Raw genomic sequence first — 19,481 nt, forward strand, 5'->3', positions numbered from 1 at the left:
CTATCCGCGAAGGCGGCCGTACCGTGGGCGCTGGCGTGGTTGCCAAGATCATTGCTTAATTCTTAGAACAACTGGGAATTAACCATGTCCAAGCAAAAAATTCGCATCCGCCTGAAGGCTTTCGATTACAAGTTGATCGACCAGTCCGCTGCTGAAATCGTTGAAACCGCCAAGCGCACCGGCGCGATTGTCAAGGGTCCCGTGCCCCTGCCAACCCGCATGAAGCGTTTCGACATTCTGCGTTCGCCCCACGTGAACAAGACCTCGCGTGACCAGCTGGAAATCCGCACCCACCAACGCCTGATGGACATTGTCGATCCTACCGACAAGACCGTTGACGCGCTGATGAAGCTGGACCTGGCTGCCGGCGTGGACGTCGAAATCAAACTGCAATAAGGCCTTAAAGCCACACCTCCGGGTGTGGCTGCTTGTCCTTTCTGACGCGAACTTGCCTATTTGGGAAGTTCGCGTTAGAATTTATGGCTTCGTGATCTATACATTCAATTTGCCTGGCATTTTGGTGGTAAGAGGCGAAGTTTTTATTAACCTTCTTTCGTGCCGATGGCGTCAAACCCAGGGGCAACACCGAGCCAATTGCAGTTTCGGTGGCGGAAGTTTTGGAGCAACAAATGAGTCAAAGCAACTCCCTCGGGTTGCTGGGCCGTAAGGTAGGCATGATGCGCCTGTTCACGGATGACGGCGATGCAGTGCCTGTCACCGTGGTGGATGTGTCTAACAACCGCGTGACCCAGGTCAAAACCCAAGAGAACGACGGCTACGTGGCCCTGCAGGTCACCTTTGGTCAACGCCGCGCTTCGCGCGTGACCAAGCCAGCCGCTGGCCACCTGGCCAAGGCAGGCGTGGAAGCTGGTGAAATCACCCAGGAATTCCGCGTTGAAGCTGACACCGCCGGCAAGTACGCCGCAGGTGCATCCTTGCCAGTGACCGAGATCTTCGCAGTGGGCCAAAAGGTCGACGTGCAAGGTACCTCGATCGGTAAGGGCTACGCCGGTACCATCAAGCGTCACAACTTCAAGTCGCAACGTGCTTCTCACGGTAACAGCCGTTCGCACAATGTTCCCGGCTCGATCGGTATGGCACAAGACCCAGGTCGCGTGTTCCCCGGTAAGCGCATGACCGGTCACATGGGCGATGAGACCGTGACTACCCAGAATCTCGACGTGGTTCGCATCGACGAAGCCCGTCAACTGCTGCTGATCAAGGGCGCAATCCCCGGTTCGAAGAATGGCTTCGTGACCGTGCGTCCTGCTGTCAAGGCAGCTGCTAAAGGAGCGAACTAATGAAGCTCGAACTCCTGAACGAACAAGGTAAGGCAGCCTCCCAAGTGGACGCTCCTGAGACCGTGTTTGGTCGCGATTTCAATGAAGACCTGATTCACCAGATCATCGTTGCTTACCGCGCCAACGGCCGTCAAGGCACACGCGCTCAAAAGGACCGCGAACAAGTCCGTCACACCACCGCCAAGCCTTTCAAACAAAAGGGTACTGGCCGTGCACGTGCTGGTATGTCGTCTTCGCCTCTGTGGCGTGGCGGCGGTCGCATCTTCCCGAATCTGCCTGATGAAAACTTCACGCAGAAGATCAACAAGAAGATGTACCGTGCCGGTATGGCATCCATCTTCTCGCAGCTGGCCCGTGAAGGCCGCCTGGCTGTGGTTGATTCGCTGACGGTTGATTCGCCCAAGACCAAGGTGCTGGCTGACAAGTTCAAGTCCATGAACCTGGACTCGGTGATGGTGATCGCCGACGAAGTGGACGAAAACCTGTACCTCGCTTCGCGCAATCTGAAGAATGTGTTCGTGGTCGAGCCACGTTACGCTGATCCAGTGTCGCTGGTGCAATTCAAGAAAGTGCTCGTTACCAAGGGCGCTCTCGACAAACTCAAGGAGATGTTCGCATGAGCCGTGTGAACCCTACTCCCGCCGAACGCAAGTTCGACGAAGGTCGTCTGATGCAAGTGCTGGTCGCTCCTATCGTGTCCGAAAAGGCCACGCTGGTTGCTGAAAAGTCCAACGCTGTGACATTCAAGGTGCTGCAGAACGCCACCAAGCCCGAGATCAAGGCCGCTGTTGAGCTGCTGTTCAAGGTCGAAGTGAAGGGCGTGTCTGTGGTGAACACCAAGGGCAAGACCAAGCGCTTTGGCAAGACCATTGGCCGCCGCGACAACGTTCGCAAGGCTTATGTGCTGCTCAAGCCAGGTCAAGAGCTGAACCTCTCTGGGGAGGCTGCGTAATCATGGCTGTTATTAAGCTCAAACCAACTTCGCCCGGCCAGCGCCATGTGGTGAAGGTGACCCGTGGCCATCTGCACAAGGGCGAAGGTTTCGCTCCTCTGCTGGAACCTCAGTTCCAAAAGGCAGGCCGCAACAACAACGGTCACATCACTACCCGTCACAAGGGCGGTGGTCACAAGCACCACTACCGTGTGGTGGACTTCAAGCGCACCAAGGACGGTATCCCCGCCAAGGTTGAGCGTATTGAATACGATCCAAACCGTACCGCTCACATCGCTCTGGTGTGCTACGCAGACGGCGAGCGTCGCTATGTGATCGCTCCGCGTAACCTGGAAGTGGGCGCAACCATCATCAGTGGCTCTGAAGCACCGATCCGCGTGGGTAACACCCTGCCGATCCGCAACATCCCTGTGGGTTCGACCATTCACTGCATCGAGCTGAAGATCGGCGCTGGCGCACAAATCGCCCGTTCCGCTGGTACCTCGGCTACCCTGCTGGCTCGCGAAGGCGTTTACGCCCAAGTGCGTATGCGTTCGGGCGAAGTTCGCAAGATCCATATCGAATGCCGTGCAACCATCGGTGAAGTCGCCAACGAAGAACACAGCCTGCGCCAACTGGGCAAGGCCGGTGTCAAGCGTTGGATGGGTATTCGTCCTACCGTCCGCGGTGTGGTGATGAACCCTGTCGATCACCCACACGGTGGTGGTGAAGGCAAGACCGGTGAAGGCCGTCACGCAGTTGACCCATGGGGCAATCTGACGAAGGGCTACCGTACCCGTAACAACAAGCGCACACAGACCATGATCGTGTCGCGCCGTAAGAAGTAAGGGGTAGCAAATGACTCGTTCTCTTAAAAAGGGTCCGTTTGTTGACCATCACTTGCTGGCAAAGGTCGAAAAGGCCATCGCCACCAAGGACAAGAAACCAGTGAAGACCTGGTCGCGTCGCTCCATGGTTCTGCCCGATTTCATCGGTCTGACCATCGCCGTGCACAACGGCAAGCAACACGTACCGGTATATGTAACCGACCAGATGGTGGGCCACAAGCTCGGCGAATTCGCCCTGACGCGCACCTTCAAGGGTCACCCCGCTGATAAAAAAGCGAAACGATAAGGAGTAGACCATGTCTGAAACACGTGCAGTCCTCCGCGGCGTTCGCCTGTCGGTTGACAAAGGCCGTCTGGTTGCGGATCTGATTCGCGGCAAGAAGGTTGACCAAGCTCTGAACATTCTCGAATTCACGCAGAAAAAAGCTGCTGTGATCGTCAAGAAGGTTCTGGAGTCCGCTATCGCCAACGCTGAGCACAACGACGGCGCTGACATCGACGAACTGAAGGTCAAGACCATCTTCGTTGAGCAAGGCACCACGCTCAAGCGTTTTACCGCTCGCGCCAAGGGCCGCGGCAACCGCATCAGCAAGCCTACCTGCCACATTTATGTGACCGTGGGTAACTGAGGCCTAAAGGAAGAACATGGGACAAAAAATCCATCCTACCGGCTTCCGTCTGGCGGTCAGCCGTAACTGGTCTAGCCGCTGGTACGCAAGCAACCGTGATTTCGCCGGCATGCTGGCCGAAGACATCAAGGTTCGTGAGTACCTGAAAGAGAAGCTGAAGAACGCTGCCGTGGCACGCGTTCTGATCGAGCGTCCTGCCAAGAACGCCCGTATCACCATTTACTCGGCTCGTCCTGGTGTGGTGATCGGCAAGAAGGGTGAAGACATCGAGGCCCTGAAGAAGGAACTCGCTGCTCGCCTGGGCGTGCCAGTCGCTGTGAACATCGAAGAAGTGCGCAAGCCTGAAATCGATGCCCAGCTGATCGCTGACTCGATCACCCAGCAGCTCGAAAAGCGTATCCAGTTCCGTCGCGCCATGAAGCGTGCGATGCAGAACGCGATGCGTCTGGGCGCTCAAGGTATCAAGATCATGTCGTCGGGCCGTCTGAACGGTATCGAAATCGCACGTACCGAGTGGTACCGCGAAGGCCGTGTGCCACTGCACACCCTGCGCGCCGACATCGATTACGGCACCTCCGAAGCCAAGACCACCTACGGTGTGATCGGCGTGAAGGTGTGGGTCTACAAGGGTGACACTCTGGGTCGTAACGATCTGCCAGCCGCAGAAACGCCACGTCCTGAAGAAGAGCGTCGTCCACGTGGTCCTCGTCGTGACAACCGCAATGGCGATCGTCCATCGCGTGGCCCTCGTCGCCCCGCTGGTGGTAACACGGCTCCTGCAGACGGTAGCGACAAGCCCGCCGGCGCTGGTGCTGATTCCGTTAAGCGCGTTCGCAAGACTGACGCGCCCGCTACAGCAGCGGACGGTAAAGGAGAATAACTATGCTGCAACCTGCTCGCCGCAAATACCGCAAGGAGCAAAAGGGTCGCAACACTGGTATCGCAACCCGTGGCAACACGGTAGCGTTCGGTGATTTCGGCCTGAAATGCACGGACCGTGGCCGCCTGACGGCCCGCCAGATCGAGGCTGCACGTCGTGCAATCTCCCGTCACGTCAAGCGTGGCGGCCGTATCTGGATCCGCGTGTTCCCTGACAAGCCAATCTCGACCAAGCCAGCCGAAGTCCGTATGGGTAACGGTAAGGGCAACCCAGAGTACTACGTGGCTGAAATTCAGCCCGGTAAGATGGTGTTCGAAATCGTTGGCGTGCCCGAAGAACTGGCCCGCGAAGCGTTCCGCCTGGCTGCTGCCAAGCTGCCGCTGCGCACCACGTTCGTTACCCGTCAGCTTGGCGCTTAAATTCAGGAGAAATCGATATGACGAAAGCTGCTGAACTGCGCCAAAAAGACGTTGCTGGCCTGGAAGCCGAGATCAAGTCCTTGCAAAAGGCCCACTTTGGTCTGCGCATGCAAAAGGCAACGCAACAACTGGGTAACACCGCCACCATCAAGGCTACCCGCCGCGATGTGGCACGTGCCAAGACCATTCTTGCTGAAAAGCAAGCCGCCAAGTAATAGGAGCCGACATGACGGAAGCTAAAAAATCCCTCAAGCGCACCTTGATTGGCAAGGTGGTCAGCGATAAGCGTGAAAAGACCGTGACCGTTCTGGTAGAACGCCGCGTGAAGCACCCCATCTACGACAAGATCATGATCAAGTCCAGCAAGTACCACGCCCACGACGAAAAGGGCGAGTACAACACGGGCGATACCATCGAGATCACCGAGAGCCGTCCGCTCTCCAAGACCAAGAACTGGGTCGCTACCCGCTTGGTGCAAAAGGCTGCTTTGGTTTAAGTCTTTTGCGACTTGTACCAACGTAACTTCAAAAACGACCCACAATCTGTGGGTCGTTTTTTTATGCCCGTTTTGGCCGCCCGGCCTGCGGGTTCTCTGCCTGATGGGCAATTTTCAAGGAGTACACCATGATCAAAGTTGGCGATTCGCTTCCCGCTGCAACCCTGAGCGAGTTTGTGGCAGTGGAAGGCAATGGCTGCAGCCTGGGCCCCAATGCCTTTGATGTGACCAAGGAAGCGGCTGGCAAGACCATCGCTTTGTTTGCGGTGCCCGGTGCATTCACGCCGACCTGCTCTGCCAAGCATTTGCCCGGTTACGTGGAAAAGGCCGAGGCCTTCAAGGCCGCCGGCGTGGACGAAATCTGGTGCCTGTCGGTCAACGACGCCTTTGTGATGGGCGCCTGGGGCAAGGACCAGCACACCGAAGGCAAGGTGCGCATGATTGGCGACGGCGATGCCGCCTTTGCCAAGGCCACCGGCCTGACCCTGGACCTGAACGGCAAGGGCCTGGGCCTGCGCAGCAACCGCTACTCGATGCTGGTCAAGGACGGCAAGGTCGTGCAGCTGAACGTGGAAGCCCCTGGCCAGTTCACGGTCAGCGATGCCGACACCATCCTGGCCCAAGCCAAGCAGGCTTGAGCCCCATCCGGGCCGCTGCGTTGCCGCTAGGCGCTGCAGGGCCGGGTCTGAACGCACAAAAGCACGCCCAGGCGTGCTTTTTTTGTGGCCGCTGGTCCATCGCGCAGCCTGCGCTGCGGTGCGGCGCGCGCACGGTCGTCAGGGATGGACGTCCGCCTTCAGGTAATGCGTGCCAGCGACGGGGTTGTGGTAGTAGGGCGGAATCTCTTCAAAGCCGAAATCGGCGTAGAGCGCGCGCGCCGACTCCATGCTGTCCAGCGTATCGAGCAGGATGCAGTCATAGCCCAGCCGGATGGCGCTGGCCATCGTGTAGTCGACCAGCTGGCGGCCCAGGCCAAAGCCGCGGAAGGCCTTGCGCACGTAGAGGCGCTTCATCTCGCAGGCATTGCTGTAGTCCACATCATCCAGCGGCCGCAGTGCGCAGCAACCGGCGACGGAACCCTCGACCAGGGCGAGTACAAGGTCGCCCCGGGGCTCGCCATATTCGCCGGGCAAGTCGGCCAGTTCATCCTCAAAACCCTGGAAACCCAGATCAATATCCAGTGATTGGGCATATTCCCGGAAGATCTCGCGGGTCACCGCAAGCTCTTCCGGTGTGGTGGGGTGCAGGAGCGTTATCTCAGGTCGGTCCACAGCGGCGGCGCTTAGTCAAGGAATGCGCAGTGTAGCGCCCGCGCCATCGCAGTCACCATCGAAAAACCGCCTGTCGAAGGCGGTTTTCCCGGTGGCAGGCGGCTGGCTCGGCACTGGTTCAGGTCTCGGCCAGCAGCTTGTCGATCAGCTTGTGCAGCTCATCGAAGTTGGGCGCACCCACATAGCGTTTGACCACCTGGCCCTGCTTGTTGACGACAAAGGTCGTCGGGGTGAGCTGGATGTCGCCCCAGTCCTTCGCAATCTGGCCGGTGTTGTCGATCGCGACCTTGAACGGCAGCTTGCGCGACTGGGCAAAGTTGACGACATAGCTCGGTGGGTCGTAATGCATGGCCACCGCCAGCGTGTCGTAGCCCCGGTCCTTGTACTTGTCGTAGGTCTTGACGATCTCGGGCATCTCCGCGACGCAAGTGGTGCAGCTGGTGGCCCAGAAGTTCACCAGGGTGACCTTGCCCTTCATGTCAGCGGTGGTCTGGGTGCTGCCGTTGAGCAGCACAAAGCGGCTCTCGGGTGCGGCCGCCTTCCCGGTGCCCTGGTAGACAAAGGCACCGATGCCCAGCGCCGCAGCGATGGCCAGCGCGGTAAAGACGGTGGTGGTGGTTTTTCTGGACATGGTGCTCGGAGTCAAAGCCGTGCCGAAAGTTCGGCGTTGTGGCCATTATGCGACCCTGGCTGCAGGCAGGCGCAGCGCAACGGCCCTACCTGCGCGTCTGGCTTGACCATCGCAGTGCGGTGCCCATAATGGCCGGATGCCCCTGGCCCGCTGCCTGATCCTCTCCACCGCGTTGCTGCTGGCCGCCTGCAGCCCGGCGCTGAACTGGCGCGTCGTGGCCCTGGCCGATGCGCCGCTGGACCTGCTGCTGCCCTGCAAGCCTGACCGTGCAGTGCGCGATGTGGTCTGGGGCACACAGACCTTGGCGGTGTCGATGGTGGGCTGCCAGGCCGAGGGGGCGACCTATGCACTGGCCCATGTGGCCCTGGCACTGCCGCAGGATGCATCCGCGGTGATGGCGGACTGGCAAAAGGCGTTGCACCAGCAGCTGCAGATGGCCGATGCCTGGCAGCCGCTGCCGGGACAGAACCTGGTGTTGCCCGGTACGTTGGAGCTGCCGCAGGCACGCCAGGTGCAGTGGCAGGGCCGCAACGGCACGGGCCAGGCGGTGTATGCGAATGCGCGCTGGTTTGCGCGCACCGAAGGGCCGCAGGTGCGGGTCTACCAGGCCCTGGTGCTGTCCGCTGCGCCTTTGGCGGACGGGGCGCTGCAGAGCTTTGTCAAAGGGCTGCAACTGCGTTAGGGTGGGAGCGCGCCAGCCCGGGCGTTGGGCTAAGCAACACTACCAATGTTGCAGTGCCGCAAAATCGCTACACTGGCAGAGGGCGCGGCTGGGCCGGTATCGCCGCCAGTGGGGCGCCTCTTCACAGAACTTCTTGTATTTTGATTTGATGAGCAACCGGATACTGTTGATCGCCCATGCACCGCTGGCCCAGGCGCTGGCGCAATGCGCCGCGCATGTGTTCCCCGACAGCGGCGAGCACCTGATGGCGCTGGATGTGCCTGCCAGCGCCGATCCGGTGGCCTGCCTGGAGGAGGCGCAGGCCATGCTCGACCACAGCCACAGCGGCCCGGTGCTGGTGCTCAGCGACGTGTTCGGTGCGACCCCGCATAATATTGCCCAGGAATTGGCCAAGCGCCGTGCATCCACCCGGCTGGTGGCCGGTGTCAACCTGCCGATGCTGCTGCGCGCGCTGTGCTATCGCCAGGAAGCGCTCGACAGCCTCGTGGCCCGGGCCATCGCAGGGGGCAGCCAGGGCATCATGCAGGTGACGCAGACCACGCCACAGAACCAGAATATCCGAGCACATGATCAAGACCGCAGTCACCATCAGCAATAAACTGGGCCTGCACGCCCGCGCGTCGGCCAAGCTCACCAAGCTCGCCGGCAGCTTTGCCTGCGAGGTCTGGATCACGCGGGGCGAACGCCGCGTCAACGCCAAAAGCATCATGGGTGTGATGATGCTGGCCGCTGGTATCGGCACCGAGGTGACCATCGAAACCGATGGCGCCGATGAGCAGCAGGCAATGGATGCGCTGCTGGCCCTCATCAACGACAAGTTCGGCGAAGGCGAATAAGGCGCCGCCCGGCGTCTGCAGCGGCGCAGCGCAGGCTTGCTTGTCGCGCCAGGCGCTCTGCTGCCTGCCGCTGCTGGGCAGCGGCCCGCGTTGCACAGGTATGCGCCGCGCTTTGCCTGAACGCCTACCTTTGCCCCGCGCTTTACCGGCCCCGTGCTTGTACAGTCTTCTGAGACAGGCGTATAAATCAGCTTGGCGCACCAGCGCGCCAGCGAAGAGGAAGTTCCGCATGACATTTGCCATCCATGGAATCGCAGTGGCCCGGGGGATTGCCATTGGCCGGGCAGTCATGGCAGCGTCCAGCCACCTGGAGGTCACCCATTACCTGATCGAGCCCGACCAGGTGGCGCGCGAGATCGAGCGCGTGCGCAAGGGACGGCTGGCGGTAATCGAAGAGCTGCAGCGCCTGCGCGGCGACCTGGGCGTCGATGCCCCGCAGGAGCTGGAGCCGCTCTTGGATGTGCACCTGATGCTGGTGCAGGATGACATGCTGTCCTCGGGCGTGCGCCAGCTGATCAGCGAACGCCTCTACAACGCCGAATGGGCGCTGACCGCGCAGCTGGAGCTGCTGTGCCGCCAGTTCGACGAGATGGACGACGAGTACCTGCGTGAGCGCAAAGGCGACCTGGAACAGGTGGTGGAGCGGGTGCTGCGCCATATGCGCGGTGTCTCCAGCCCGGTGGCCGCACCGGTCAGCACGCCGCCGGGCGGGCAGGCGGGGCAGCACGACTGGGTGGCCGATGAGCGCGATGCGCCGATGGTGCTGATCGCCAATGACCTCTCGCCCGCCGACATGCTGCAGTTTAAGCAAAGCGTGTTTGCCGGCTTTGTCACGGCGGTGGGCGGCAAGACCAGCCATACCGCCATCGTTGCGCGCAGCATGGACATTCCGGCCGTCGTGGGTGCACGCACGGCCAGCCAGCTCATCCGCGCCGATGACTGGGTCATCATCGACGGCGATGCCGGTGAGGTGATTGTCGACCCGTCGCCCATCCTGCTGGAGGAGTACCGTTTCAAGCAGCGCCAGATGCGGCTGGAGCGCGAGCGCCTCTCGCGCCTGCGCGATACGCCGTCGATCACCCTCGATGGTGAGCGCGTCGAGCTGCTGGCCAACATCGAGCAGCCCGGTGATGGCCCGGCCGCCGTGAAGGCCGGCGCCGTGGGCGTGGGGTTGTTCCGGACCGAATTTCTCTTCATGGGGCGCAGTGGCAAGGTACCCGATGAAGAAGAACAGTACCGCGCCTACCGCGAGGCGCTCGAAGGCATGCAGGGCATGCCGGTCACGATCCGCACCTTGGACGTGGGTGCCGACAAGCCGCTGGACAAGGCCCAGCCCAAGGACTACTACCTCAACCCGGCACTGGGCCTGCGCGCCATCCGCTTCAGCCTGGCCGACCCGGACATGTTCCGCACGCAGTTGCGTGCCATCCTGCGCGCGGCGGCCCATGGCCCGGTGCAGTTGCTGTTCCCGATGCTGGCCCATGTGAGCGAGATCAAGCAGACACTGGCACTGGTGGAGCAGGCCTCGCAGGAGCTGCGCGAGCGCCAAGTGCCCCAGGGCATGGTCAAGCTGGGCGCGATGATCGAGATACCGGCTGCGGCGCTGACGGTGCGCACCTTTTTGAAGTACTTCGATTTCCTGTCGATCGGCACGAATGACCTGATCCAGTACACCTTGGCCATTGACCGGGCCGACGAGGCGGTATCGCAGCTCTACGACCCCTTTCACCCCGCCGTGCTGCGCCTGGTGGCCGAGGTCATCCAGGCGGCCAATGCGGCGGGCAAGGATGTCTGCGTCTGCGGTGAAATGGCGGGCGATACCGCCATGACCCGCCTGCTGCTGGGCCTGGGGCTGCGCAGCTTCTCGATGCAGCCCGCGCAGATCCTGGCCATCAAGCAGCAGGTGCTGCGCGCCGACACGCGGCGCCTGGTGGGCTGGGCCCAGCAGGTGGTGGATGCCGAGAACCCGGCGGATCTGCTGGAGAGCTGAAGCCTTCGCAGCGCTTACTCTGCCGGCGTGCGAAAGCGGCTGCGGTACTGGCCCGGCGTGGTGCCCAGCTGGCGGCGAAAAGCGCGGTGCAGCGTATCGGTGGTCTTGAAGCCGCAGGTCCCGGCCACCTGCTCCAGGGAGGCATCGGTGGCCTCCAGCTGCTGGCGGGCCGCCTCCACCCGCGCAGCTTCCAGGTAGGCCGCCGGTGTCATGCCCAGCTCGGTCTTGAAGATGCGGGCCAGCTGCCGGTCGCTCACATGCATCTGCTCAGCCAGGTCCGCCATCGACAGCGGCTGGCCCAGGTGCTGCGCAATGTACTGGCGCAGGTCTTCCATGCGGCGGGTGCTCGACAGCGGCTCGAGCATCACGCTGAACTGGCTTTGGCCGCCAGTGCGTCTCAGGAACATCACCAGCTGGCGCGCCACGCGCATCGCCAAGGGATTGCCAAAATCCTCGGCCACCAGGGCCAGCGCCAGGTCCAGGCAGGTGGTCAGGCCGGCGCCGGTCCAGATGCGGCCCTGCTGGATGTAGATGCGGTCGGCATCGACACGGATGCCGGGGTGGTCCTGGGCCAGTTGTGCAGCGGTGGACCAGTGCGTCGTGGCCTCCTTGCCCTCCAGCAGGCCGGCAGCCGCCAGGATATGGGCGCCCACACAGACCGAGGCCACGCGCCGGGACTGCGCCGACAGGGTCTGCACCCACCGCACCACGGCCGGATCGGCCAATGCCTGCACGCGGCCCTGGGCGTCGGTCTCGACCGAGCCGGGCACGATCAAGGTATCAATCGCCTGGTGCTGCAGGCTGTCCAGGCGAATGTCGGGCAGCACGCGCACGCCAGCGGCCGTGGTCACCGGCTCCAGCGATTCCGCCGCCAGCAGCACCTGGTAGCCGCAGGGCCGCTCCATCTCGCGCTGCAGCAGCGCAAACACCTCGGGCGGACCGGTGATGTCGAGCAGGTCCACCCGGTCAAACAACACGATCACGATCAGGCGTTCTGGATGCGGCATGCGGTCTCTCGTTCGGGGCGGGTGTCGGTTTTTGCGGCTAAGACGGCATTGTCCGCCGCAGGGGCTGTGCCTAAGATGCATCCATGGCGCCACCATTGCGGGTGGCGGTCTCCCAACCCCACAAGGCAACCACCATGCACACCAGCACTTTACGCGAACTCAACCAACTCGATGCCAAGCCAGCCGTTCTGGCCCAGTCGACCCTGATTCTGGTCGACTACCAGAACACCTACACCCGTGGCGTCATGGAACTCGATGGCTGGCAAGCCGCACTCGATGCCGCATCGCGGCTGCTGGCCCAGGCCCGCGCTGCAGGCGCCAAGGTGATCCATGTGATGCACGACGGCGGCGAGGGCTCGCCTTATGACATCCGCGCCGAGATCGGCCAGATCCATGCCAGCGTTGCGCCGCTGGCCGGTGAGCCGGTTGTCGTCAAGAAGGCTCCCAACTCCTTCCACAACACCGACCTGGCCCAGCATGTGGAAGCGGCAGGCAACGAGCAGCTGGTGATCATCGGCTTCATGAGCCATATGTGCGTCACCTTCACCGCCGAAGGTGCCTTCCTGCGCGGCAAGCGCGCCACCGTTGTCGCCAATGCCTGCGCCACCCGTCCGCTGCAATCGGCCGCCGGCGCAGTCTCTGCCGCGCAACTGCACCAGGGCGCAATGGCCACCATTGGTGACCTGTATGCGGTGGTGGTGGGCAGCAGCGCGGCGCTGGGTTAAGGCTGCGCTCCGGTAGCGTGCTCCAAAGCAAAGAGGCTGCCCCTGTGTTGCCAGGGGCAGCCTCTTGGTGGAGAGCACTCAGGGTTTAGACGCCTGCAGCGTGTGCCTGCTGGTCGGCATGGTAGCTGGAGCGCACCATCGCACCGACGGCGGCGTGGGTGAAGCCCATCTTGTAGGCCTCTTCTTCAAACATCTTGAAGGTGTCGGGGTGCACATAGCGGCGCACCGGCAGGTGGCTGTTCGACGGGGCCAGGTACTGGCCGATGGTCAGCATGTCGATGTTGTGGGCGCGCATGTCGCGCATCACCTGCAGGATCTCCTCGTCCGTCTCGCCCAGGCCCACCATGATGCCGCTCTTGGTCGGCACCGTGGGGTGCAGTTCCTTGAACTTCTTGAGCAGGTTCAGGCTGAACTGGTAGTCGGAGCCGGGGCGCGCCTCCTTGTACAGGCGCGGTGCGGTCTCCAGGTTGTGGTTCATCACATCGGGCGGCGCAGCCTTCAGGATCTCCAGCGCGCGGTCGTCACGGCCCCGGAAGTCCGGCACCAGGATCTCGATCTGGGTTGTGGGCGAGAGCTCGCGGATGTTCTTGATGCACTCGACAAAGTGGCCCGAGCCGCCATCGCGCAGGTCATCGCGGTCCACGCTGGTGATCACCACATACTTGAGGCGCAAAGCTGCAATGGTGCGTGCCAGGTTCAGCGGCTCGTTCAGATCCAGCGGGTCGGGGCGGCCATGGCCCACGTCACAGAACGGGCAGCGGCGCGTGCACTTGTCGCCCATGATCATGAAAGTCGCCGTGCCCTTGCCAAAGCACTCGCCGATGTTGGGGCAGCTGGCCTCTTCACAGACGGTGTGCAGATTGTTCTGGCGCAGGATGTCCTTGATCTCGTAGAAGCGGGTCGTGGGGCTGCCCGCCTTGACGCGGATCCACTCCGGCTTTTTCAGCACCTCGGCTTGCTGGACCTTCACGGGGATACGCGCCAGTTTGGCGGCAGCCTTTTGCTTGGCCAGCGGGTTGTAGGTGGCAGCGGACTGTGCTTCGCGCACGACTTCATTGGTGCTCATGTTGCTCACTTTAGTTGTTTCACCGCGTTCTGTGCGACAGGCACGCACAAAACCGGAGGGGCCGTAGGCTCAGAGCAAGAACGGCCCGAGGCTGCTGCGCCGCCCCTTGGTGGGGAACAGGGCGTGCGCTGCGGCACCAGGTTATGCAGAACCGGCAGGCGCCAAGCGGGCGGAAAGCTCTTGCGCCAAGGTCTTGGCGACGTCCTCCCAGTCGGCGTTAACCCCGATTGTAGAAAGATCGACGGTTTGCAGCCCGGCATAACCGCAAGGGTTGATGCGGTGGTAGGGTTCCAGATCCATCTTTACATTCAGCGCGACGCCGTGGTAGCTGCAGTGCCGGCTGATCTTGATGCCCAGGGCGGCGATCTTGCCCAGGCCTTCAAACACCGGCTCGGGTGCGGGGCTGCCGTCACTGCGCTGCATCGGGCGCTGGGCCAGCATTACGTGGGAGAAGGGGTCATCCAGGCGCACGTAGATGCCCGGAGCGCCTGCTACGCGGTGGCCAGTCACACCCAAGGTGGCCAGGGTCCGGATCACGGCTTCCTCAATGCGGAACACATACTCCTTGACGAAGTAGCCCGCGCGCTGCAGATCAATCAGAGGGTAAGCGACCACTTGCCCCGGACCGTGGTAGGTGACCTGGCCGCCCCGGTTGGTCTGCACCACTGGAATGTCGCCTGTATGCAACAAATGGCTGGGCAGGCCGGCAATGCCCTGCGTGAAAGTGGCCGCATGCTCACACATCCACAGCTCATCGGGCGTCTGCGGCGAACGCTGGGCAGTGAATTGCTGCATGGCTTGCAGCGTGGGCGCGTAATCGGCCTGGCCAAGAAAGCGGGTGTACATCGCAAAAAATCGGCCACCAAGGGCCGGCAAGGTTCACAAAGGTGACAACAAGGCCCGCTTACAGTACGACCTTGACCATGGGGCTGGAGGTGAGCGCACGGTAGAGGTTGTCCAGCTGTTCGCGGCTGGTGGCCGTCACGGTGATCGTGACGCCCAGGTACTTGTCGCCGCTGCTGGGGCGCAGCTCTACCGAGCTGGCGTCGAAGAAGGGGTCGTGTTCTTTGGCGATGGCGGTGACCGCGTGGACAAAGCCGTCCTGGTTGAGACCCATCACTTTAATCGGGAAGTCTGAGGGGTATTCGATCAGGGAATCTTTGCGGGGATCGGCGCCTGAATCGACAGGGTCAACAGGAGGTGTAGTGGTAGTCATTTTGCTATTAAAACAGAAGCTTGCAAGTGATGTGCCATCAGCTGATAAGCCATCTTCCTGGTGTGGAATTTGTCGGATGCAACTGACGTGAAAAGGGGCGCAATGGAGGCTTGTGTGCCGCAAAAAAACAGACGCGCAACAAAACGCTTCCCGTTTGCAACGGGTTTATCCTTATAATCGCAGGCTTTGGCTAGGTTGTTCTGCCCGGGAGCCAACACTATGACAACAGATGCTCCACAAGAAGAACATGTGGCCGAAGAGCCGGACTTCAAGCCCCTGACTGCGCAAGAAGCAGCAGAGTGGCGCCAGCGCCATCCGCCGGTATCGGTGGTGCGTGTGGTGAAGTGGCAGCTGGTCGTCGGGGTGGTGCTCACGGTGTTGGTGGGTCTGGTGACGCAGCGGGCCGGATGGATGTGGTCGGTGGCATACGGTGCGGCGGCGGTGGTGATTCCTGCTGCCTTTTTTGCACGTGGGTTGCGGCTGCATCTGGGGGCTGGGCAAGAGAATCTTGCGATGGTCCGGTTCTTTGGTTTGGAGATCGCAAAATTGGTTTTGACCGTGGTGCTGCTGCTGCTGGCGCCCCTGGTCGTGCCGGGACTCAACTGGTTGGCGCTGGTGTTGGGTCTGGTTGTAGTGATGAAGACGTACTGGTTGGCGCTTTGGCTGCTGACCAGATCTGCAAAAATTTTGTAATTGAGAAGAAGAGTTGTCCGATGGCCGCAGAAGCGAATGCACCCACTGCAAGTGAATACATCGTTCACCACTTGCAGCATCTTCAGAATATCAAGCAAAAGTCGATCATCGATTTCTCGGTGGTCAACCTTGATTCGATCTCAGTGAGCGTGATCCTGGGCCTGCTGGGCATCTTCGTGATGTGGCTGGCAGCCCGTTCGGCCACCTCCGGCGTCCCTGGTCGTTTCCAGGCGGCTGTCGAGATGCTGGTCGAGATGGTGGACAACCAGGCCAAGGCCAATATCCACAACGCCCAATCGCGCAAGTTCATTGCCCCGCTGGCCCTGACCGTCTTCGTCTGGATTTTCCTGATGAACGCGATGGACATGCTGCCGGTCGATCTGCTGCCGGTGCTGTGGCAAGGTGCCACCGGTGACCACCACGCTTATCTGCGTGTCGTGCCCACCGCCGATCTGTCGACCACGCTGGGTCTGTCGACTGCCGTGCTGGTCCTGTGCCTGTACTACAGCGTCAAGATCAAGGGCCTGGGCGGCTGGGCGCACGAACTGGTGTCCGCTCCCTTTGGTACCAGCAAGAATCCTGTCTTTGCCGTGATCCTCGGCATTGTCAATCTGCTGATGCAGATTATTGAATACGTTGCCAAGACGGTGTCGCACGGCATGCGACTGTTCGGCAACATGTACGCTGGTGAGTTGGTGTTCATGCTGATTGCCCTGATGGGTGGCGCAGCCGCTATGTCGCTCTCTGGTGTGTTGCTCCCCGTGGGGCACATCATTGCAGGCACGATCTGGGCGATCTTCCACATTCTGGTGATTACTCTGCAAGCCTTCATTTTCATGATGCTGACGCTGATTTACCTCGGCCAGGCACATGAAGCTCACTAACTGTTCCCTTTCCTTTTTCTCTTAACCTTTCTTTTTTTTCTCAGGAGTCATCATGGAAAACGTTCTCGGTCTCGTCGCTCTGGCTTGTGGTCTGATTGTTGGTCTGGGCGCTATCGGCGCTTCGATCGGTATTGCTCTGATGGGCGGCAAGTTCCTGGAATCGTCGGCACGTCAGCCTGAGCTGATCAACGAACTGCAAACCAAGATGTTCATCTTGGCTGGTCTGATCGACGCTGCATTCCTGATCGGCGTTGCTATCGCTCTGCTGTTCGCTTTCGCCAACCCATTCCAACTGGCCTAAGCTCCGATCAACGCCGTAGATAGAAAGGTGTTGCCGTGAGTATTAACGCGACCCTGTTCGTTCAGGCCATTGTCTTCTTGATTCTGGTGCTCTTCACGATGAAATTCGTGTGGCCACCTATTGCCAAGGCGTTGGATGAGCGAGCAAAGAAAATCGCCGATGGTCTTGCTGCTGCCGATAAGGCAAAGTCCGAGTTGACAGCTGTGAACAAGCGCGTTGAGGAAGAACTTTCCGCAACCCGCAATGAGACAGCGTCGCGTATCGCGGACGCAGACCGTCGTGCCCAAGCAATCGTAGAAGAGGCCAAGGCCCGTGCTACCGAAGAAGGCAACAAGATCATTGCCGCCGCCCGTGCAGACGCCGAGCAGCAAGTGATCCAGGCGCGCGAATCGCTGCGCGAGCAAGTTGCAGCTTTGGCTGTCAAGGGTGCTGAGCAGATTCTCCGCAAGGAAGTCAATCCTGCGGTACACAGTGATTTGCTCAATCGCCTGAAGACTGAGCTGTAAGGAAGCAACGAAATGGCAGAACTCGCCACCATTGCCCGTCCTTACGCTGAAGCCTTGTTCAAGGCCTGCACCGACAAAGGTGCCGGCTTGAGCGACGCCCTGTCTTGGACGGACGAACTGGCGGCGATTGCCGCCGATCCGGAAATGCGCCAACTGGCCGACAATCCCAACGTCACCAACGAACAGGTGATCGAGGTGATGGCCGGTGTGACGCTGGCACGCGGTTGGGCCTTGTCAGACCTGGCGCGCAACTTCCTGCGCACGGTGGTGGAAAACCGCCGTCTGGATGCGCTGCCTGAAGTGGCCTCGCAATTTCGCGCGCTGGTGAACCGTAACAACGGTTCGTCCGATGCGCTGGTGTACAGCGCCTTCCCCATGGATGACTCCGCATTGAATGCGCTGGGCACCGTGCTGGAAAAACGCTTTGGCCGCCCACTGAATCTGAGCACCACCGTGGACGAGTCGCTGATTGGCGGCGTTCGCGTTGTGGTGGGTGACGAGGTGCTTGACACCTCGGTCAAGGCCCGTCTGGAACAAATGAAAGCAACCCTCACTGCGTAATGCAGTTCGAGGATTCGGCTAAACCATGAAAAGGAGTGAGTAATGCAACTCAATCCCGCAGAAATTTCTGAACTGATCAAGAGCCGCATTGAGGGTCTGTCAGGCAATTCCGATATCCGTAACCAAGGTACGGTGGTGTCGGTGACCGACGGTATCGTGCGCGTGCACGGCCTGTCCGATGTGATGGCTGGTGAAATGCTGGAATTCCCAGCCACCGCCGACGGTCAACCTTCCTTCGGTCTGGCTCTGAACCTGGAGCGTGACTCTGTTGGCGCCGTGATTCTGGGTGAATACACCCACATCTCGGAAGGCGACATCGTCAAGTGCACCGGCCGTATTCTGGAAGTGCCCGTGGGCCCGGAACTGGTGGGTCGCGTCGTGAACGCACTGGGCCAGCCTATCGACGGCAAGGGTCCTATCAACGCCAAGATGACCGACGTGATCGAAAAGGTTGCGCCTGGTGTTATCGCCCGTCAATCCGTGGACCAGCCGCTGCAGTCGGGTATCAAGTCCATCGACGCGATGGTGCCCGTCGGCCGTGGCCAGCGCGAGCTGATCATTGGTGACCGCCAGACCGGCAAGACCGCTGTCGCGATCGACGCCATCATCAACCAAAAGGGCCAAGGCGTTACCTGCGTGTACGTGGCTATTGGTCAGAAGGCTTCGTCGGTCAAGAACGTGGTGCGTGCTCTGGAGCAAGCCGGCGCGATGGAATACACCATCGTCGTGGCCGCTACCGCGTCTGAATCCGCTGCGATGCAGTACGTGTCGGCCTACTCGGGTTGCACGATGGGTGAGTACTTCCGCGACCGTGGCCAAGACGCCCTGATCGTGTATGACGACCTGTCCAAGCAAGCCGTGGCTTACCGCCAAGTGTCGCTGCTGCTGCGCCGTCCACCAGGCCGCGAAGCGTTCCCTGGCGACGTGTTCTATCTCCACAGCCGCCTGCTCGAGCGCGCAGCCCGCGTGAACGCGGACTACGTGGAAGCCTTCACCAAGGGTGAAGTCAAGGGTAAGACGGGTTCGCTGACGGCTCTGCCCATCATCGAAACCCAAGCCGGTGACGTGTCGGCCTTCGTGCCTACCAACGTGATCTCGATCACCGACGGCCAGATCTTCCTGGAAACCAGCCTGTTCAACGCCGGTATCCGTCCCGCTATCAACGCCGGTATCTCTGTGTCCCGCGTGGGTGGTTCCGCTCAGACCAAGCTGATCAAGGGCCTGTCCGGCGGTATCCGTACCGACCTGGCACAGTACCGTGAACTGGCTGCTTTCGCACAGTTCGCCTCTGACCTGGACGATGCAACCCGCAAGCAACTGGACCGCGGTGCCCGCGTGACCGAGCTGCTCAAGCAAGCCCAGTACAGCCCGCTGCCCGTCGCTCTGATGGCCGCTTCGCTGTTTGCCGTGAACAAGGGTTTCATGGACGACATCGAAGTCAAGAAGGTTCTGTCCTTTGAATCGGGTCTGCACCAGTTCCTCAAGACCAGCTACGGCGCCTTGGTGGACCGTCTGAACGAGAAGAAGGCTTTCGACAAGGAAGGCAAGGACGAAGCTGAACTGACTGCAGCCATCACTGCATTCAAGAAGTCCTTCGCTTAATCCGGT

General features: G+C 60.9%; 29 protein-coding genes. 23 read left to right on the forward strand and 6 right to left on the reverse strand.

The annotated features are described in order from the left end of the window. Nucleotides 1-84 precede the first annotated feature (84 nt). The 12 genes from rpsJ (at nucleotide 85) to ACCQ08_RS24090 (ending at nucleotide 6,142) form a co-directional block, all read left to right on the forward strand. A complete protein-coding gene (gene rpsJ, locus ACCQ08_RS24035; RefSeq protein WP_021025591.1) occupies nucleotides 85-396 on the forward strand; it encodes a 30S ribosomal protein S10 in 312 nt (103 codons plus the stop codon). 233 nt (nucleotides 397-629) lie between these two features. After that, nucleotides 630-1,301 carry a 50S ribosomal protein L3 gene (gene rplC, locus ACCQ08_RS24040; RefSeq protein ID WP_021025592.1) on the forward strand — a complete coding sequence of 224 codons (672 nt, stop codon included), beginning with the start codon at nucleotides 630-632 and terminating at the stop codon, nucleotides 1,299-1,301. Then, nucleotides 1,301-1,921: a 50S ribosomal protein L4 gene (gene rplD / locus ACCQ08_RS24045; RefSeq protein WP_021025593.1), complete on the forward strand. Its 621-nt coding sequence runs from the start codon at nucleotides 1,301-1,303 to the stop codon at nucleotides 1,919-1,921. The genes rplC and rplD overlap by 1 nt, the downstream gene beginning before the upstream one ends. Continuing rightward, complete coding sequence (gene rplW, locus ACCQ08_RS24050) at nucleotides 1,918-2,253, forward strand: 50S ribosomal protein L23 (RefSeq protein WP_021025594.1); 336 nt, start codon at nucleotides 1,918-1,920, stop codon at nucleotides 2,251-2,253. Before rplD ends, rplW begins: the two co-directional genes overlap by 4 nt. A gap of 2 nt (nucleotides 2,254-2,255) precedes the next feature. Next, entirely contained in the window at nucleotides 2,256-3,080 is an 825-nt protein-coding gene (rplB, locus tag ACCQ08_RS24055) for a 50S ribosomal protein L2 (protein ID WP_021025595.1), read from the forward strand. A gap of 10 nt (nucleotides 3,081-3,090) precedes the next feature. Beyond that, nucleotides 3,091-3,366, forward strand: coding sequence for a 30S ribosomal protein S19 (rpsS, locus tag ACCQ08_RS24060; RefSeq protein ID WP_027010580.1), 276 nt, complete (start codon nucleotides 3,091-3,093; stop codon nucleotides 3,364-3,366). A gap of 10 nt (nucleotides 3,367-3,376) precedes the next feature. After that, on the forward strand, nucleotides 3,377-3,709 hold the full coding sequence (gene rplV / locus ACCQ08_RS24065; RefSeq protein ID WP_021025597.1) for a 50S ribosomal protein L22: 333 nt from the start codon (nucleotides 3,377-3,379) through the stop codon (nucleotides 3,707-3,709). 16 nt (nucleotides 3,710-3,725) lie between these two features. Continuing rightward, complete coding sequence (gene rpsC, locus ACCQ08_RS24070; RefSeq protein WP_021025598.1) at nucleotides 3,726-4,589, forward strand: 30S ribosomal protein S3; 864 nt, start codon at nucleotides 3,726-3,728, stop codon at nucleotides 4,587-4,589. A gap of 2 nt (nucleotides 4,590-4,591) precedes the next feature. Then, nucleotides 4,592-5,008: a 50S ribosomal protein L16 gene (rplP, locus tag ACCQ08_RS24075; RefSeq protein WP_021025599.1), complete on the forward strand. Its 417-nt coding sequence runs from the start codon at nucleotides 4,592-4,594 to the stop codon at nucleotides 5,006-5,008. Nucleotides 5,009-5,025: 17 nt separating this feature from the next. Continuing rightward, nucleotides 5,026-5,223 (forward strand): 50S ribosomal protein L29, encoded by a 198-nt coding sequence (gene rpmC, locus ACCQ08_RS24080; RefSeq protein WP_021025600.1) that lies wholly within the window; start codon nucleotides 5,026-5,028, stop codon nucleotides 5,221-5,223. Between the two features lie 11 nt (nucleotides 5,224-5,234). Then, nucleotides 5,235-5,504, forward strand: a complete 270-nt coding sequence (gene rpsQ, locus ACCQ08_RS24085) for a 30S ribosomal protein S17 (RefSeq protein WP_021025601.1) — start codon at nucleotides 5,235-5,237, stop codon at nucleotides 5,502-5,504. 128 nt (nucleotides 5,505-5,632) lie between these two features. Continuing rightward, on the forward strand, nucleotides 5,633-6,142 hold the full coding sequence (locus ACCQ08_RS24090; RefSeq protein ID WP_239810312.1) for a peroxiredoxin: 510 nt from the start codon (nucleotides 5,633-5,635) through the stop codon (nucleotides 6,140-6,142). Nucleotides 6,143-6,280: 138 nt separating this feature from the next. Here the strand turns inward: ACCQ08_RS24090 and ACCQ08_RS24095 are convergent, their stop codons facing one another. After that, a complete protein-coding gene (locus tag ACCQ08_RS24095; protein ID WP_239810313.1) occupies nucleotides 6,281-6,775 on the reverse strand; it encodes a GNAT family N-acetyltransferase in 495 nt (164 codons plus the stop codon). Between the two features lie 118 nt (nucleotides 6,776-6,893). Next, entirely contained in the window at nucleotides 6,894-7,406 is a 513-nt protein-coding gene (locus tag ACCQ08_RS24100; protein ID WP_239810314.1) for a TlpA disulfide reductase family protein, read from the reverse strand. A 136-nt stretch (nucleotides 7,407-7,542) separates the two neighbouring features. Here ACCQ08_RS24100 and ACCQ08_RS24105 point away from each other — a divergent pair, with 136 nt between their 5' ends. The 4 genes from ACCQ08_RS24105 (at nucleotide 7,543) to ptsP (ending at nucleotide 10,914) form a co-directional block, all read left to right on the forward strand. Next, nucleotides 7,543-8,088, forward strand: a complete 546-nt coding sequence (locus tag ACCQ08_RS24105) for a hypothetical protein (protein WP_373451207.1) — start codon at nucleotides 7,543-7,545, stop codon at nucleotides 8,086-8,088. A gap of 148 nt (nucleotides 8,089-8,236) precedes the next feature. Continuing rightward, complete coding sequence (locus ACCQ08_RS24110) at nucleotides 8,237-8,686, forward strand: PTS sugar transporter subunit IIA (protein ID WP_239810316.1); 450 nt, start codon at nucleotides 8,237-8,239, stop codon at nucleotides 8,684-8,686. Continuing rightward, the gene (locus tag ACCQ08_RS24115; protein ID WP_116926826.1) at nucleotides 8,655-8,924 is read left to right on the forward strand and encodes an HPr family phosphocarrier protein; all 270 of its coding nucleotides are present in this window, start codon (nucleotides 8,655-8,657) and stop codon (nucleotides 8,922-8,924) included. Before ACCQ08_RS24110 ends, ACCQ08_RS24115 begins: the two co-directional genes overlap by 32 nt. 229 nt (nucleotides 8,925-9,153) lie before the next feature. Then, nucleotides 9,154-10,914, forward strand: a complete 1,761-nt coding sequence (gene ptsP, locus ACCQ08_RS24120) for a phosphoenolpyruvate--protein phosphotransferase (protein WP_312531527.1) — start codon at nucleotides 9,154-9,156, stop codon at nucleotides 10,912-10,914. A 14-nt stretch (nucleotides 10,915-10,928) separates the two neighbouring features. Here the strand turns inward: ptsP and ACCQ08_RS24125 are convergent, their stop codons facing one another. Next, the gene (locus ACCQ08_RS24125; protein WP_373451208.1) at nucleotides 10,929-11,921 is read right to left on the reverse strand and encodes a GlxA family transcriptional regulator; all 993 of its coding nucleotides are present in this window, start codon (nucleotides 11,919-11,921) and stop codon (nucleotides 10,929-10,931) included. Between the two features lie 83 nt (nucleotides 11,922-12,004). Between ACCQ08_RS24125 and ACCQ08_RS24130 the strand changes: the two genes are divergently transcribed. Continuing rightward, nucleotides 12,005-12,646: a cysteine hydrolase family protein gene (locus tag ACCQ08_RS24130; RefSeq protein ID WP_373451209.1), complete on the forward strand. Its 642-nt coding sequence runs from the start codon at nucleotides 12,005-12,007 to the stop codon at nucleotides 12,644-12,646. Between the two features lie 85 nt (nucleotides 12,647-12,731). Here ACCQ08_RS24130 and lipA read toward each other — a convergent pair whose 3' ends face one another. The 3 genes from lipA to ACCQ08_RS24145 form a co-directional block, all read right to left on the reverse strand. Beyond that, complete coding sequence (lipA, locus tag ACCQ08_RS24135; RefSeq protein ID WP_239810320.1) at nucleotides 12,732-13,712, reverse strand: lipoyl synthase; 981 nt, start codon at nucleotides 13,710-13,712, stop codon at nucleotides 12,732-12,734. Nucleotides 13,713-13,853: 141 nt separating this feature from the next. After that, complete coding sequence (lipB, locus tag ACCQ08_RS24140) at nucleotides 13,854-14,558, reverse strand: lipoyl(octanoyl) transferase LipB (protein ID WP_373451210.1); 705 nt, start codon at nucleotides 14,556-14,558, stop codon at nucleotides 13,854-13,856. 58 nt (nucleotides 14,559-14,616) lie between these two features. Further along, complete coding sequence (locus ACCQ08_RS24145) at nucleotides 14,617-14,928, reverse strand: YbeD family protein (RefSeq protein WP_230775527.1); 312 nt, start codon at nucleotides 14,926-14,928, stop codon at nucleotides 14,617-14,619. A gap of 219 nt (nucleotides 14,929-15,147) precedes the next feature. On the opposite strand from ACCQ08_RS24145, the gene ACCQ08_RS24150 reads away from it, so the two are divergent. Genes ACCQ08_RS24150 through atpA form a run of 6 tightly spaced genes read left to right on the forward strand, consistent with a single transcriptional unit; the run spans nucleotide 15,148 to nucleotide 19,475 of the window. After that, nucleotides 15,148-15,621 (forward strand): ATP synthase subunit I, encoded by a 474-nt coding sequence (locus tag ACCQ08_RS24150; protein ID WP_239810323.1) that lies wholly within the window; start codon nucleotides 15,148-15,150, stop codon nucleotides 15,619-15,621. Between the two features lie 20 nt (nucleotides 15,622-15,641). After that, nucleotides 15,642-16,505 (forward strand): F0F1 ATP synthase subunit A, encoded by an 864-nt coding sequence (gene atpB, locus ACCQ08_RS24155; protein WP_239810324.1) that lies wholly within the window; start codon nucleotides 15,642-15,644, stop codon nucleotides 16,503-16,505. 52 nt (nucleotides 16,506-16,557) lie between these two features. Beyond that, nucleotides 16,558-16,806, forward strand: a complete 249-nt coding sequence (atpE, locus tag ACCQ08_RS24160; RefSeq protein ID WP_021025615.1) for a F0F1 ATP synthase subunit C — start codon at nucleotides 16,558-16,560, stop codon at nucleotides 16,804-16,806. A 35-nt stretch (nucleotides 16,807-16,841) separates the two neighbouring features. Next, nucleotides 16,842-17,312: a F0F1 ATP synthase subunit B gene (locus tag ACCQ08_RS24165; protein ID WP_021025616.1), complete on the forward strand. Its 471-nt coding sequence runs from the start codon at nucleotides 16,842-16,844 to the stop codon at nucleotides 17,310-17,312. A gap of 12 nt (nucleotides 17,313-17,324) precedes the next feature. Continuing rightward, complete coding sequence (locus ACCQ08_RS24170; RefSeq protein ID WP_239810325.1) at nucleotides 17,325-17,873, forward strand: F0F1 ATP synthase subunit delta; 549 nt, start codon at nucleotides 17,325-17,327, stop codon at nucleotides 17,871-17,873. Nucleotides 17,874-17,915: 42 nt separating this feature from the next. Further along, entirely contained in the window at nucleotides 17,916-19,475 is a 1,560-nt protein-coding gene (gene atpA / locus ACCQ08_RS24175; RefSeq protein ID WP_230775531.1) for a F0F1 ATP synthase subunit alpha, read from the forward strand. The last annotated feature ends 6 nt before the right edge of the window (nucleotides 19,476-19,481 follow it).

The sequence above is a fragment of the Comamonas sp. SY3 genome (assembly GCF_041730275.1).
GTDB lineage: Bacteria > Pseudomonadota > Gammaproteobacteria > Burkholderiales > Burkholderiaceae_C > Comamonas > Comamonas sediminis.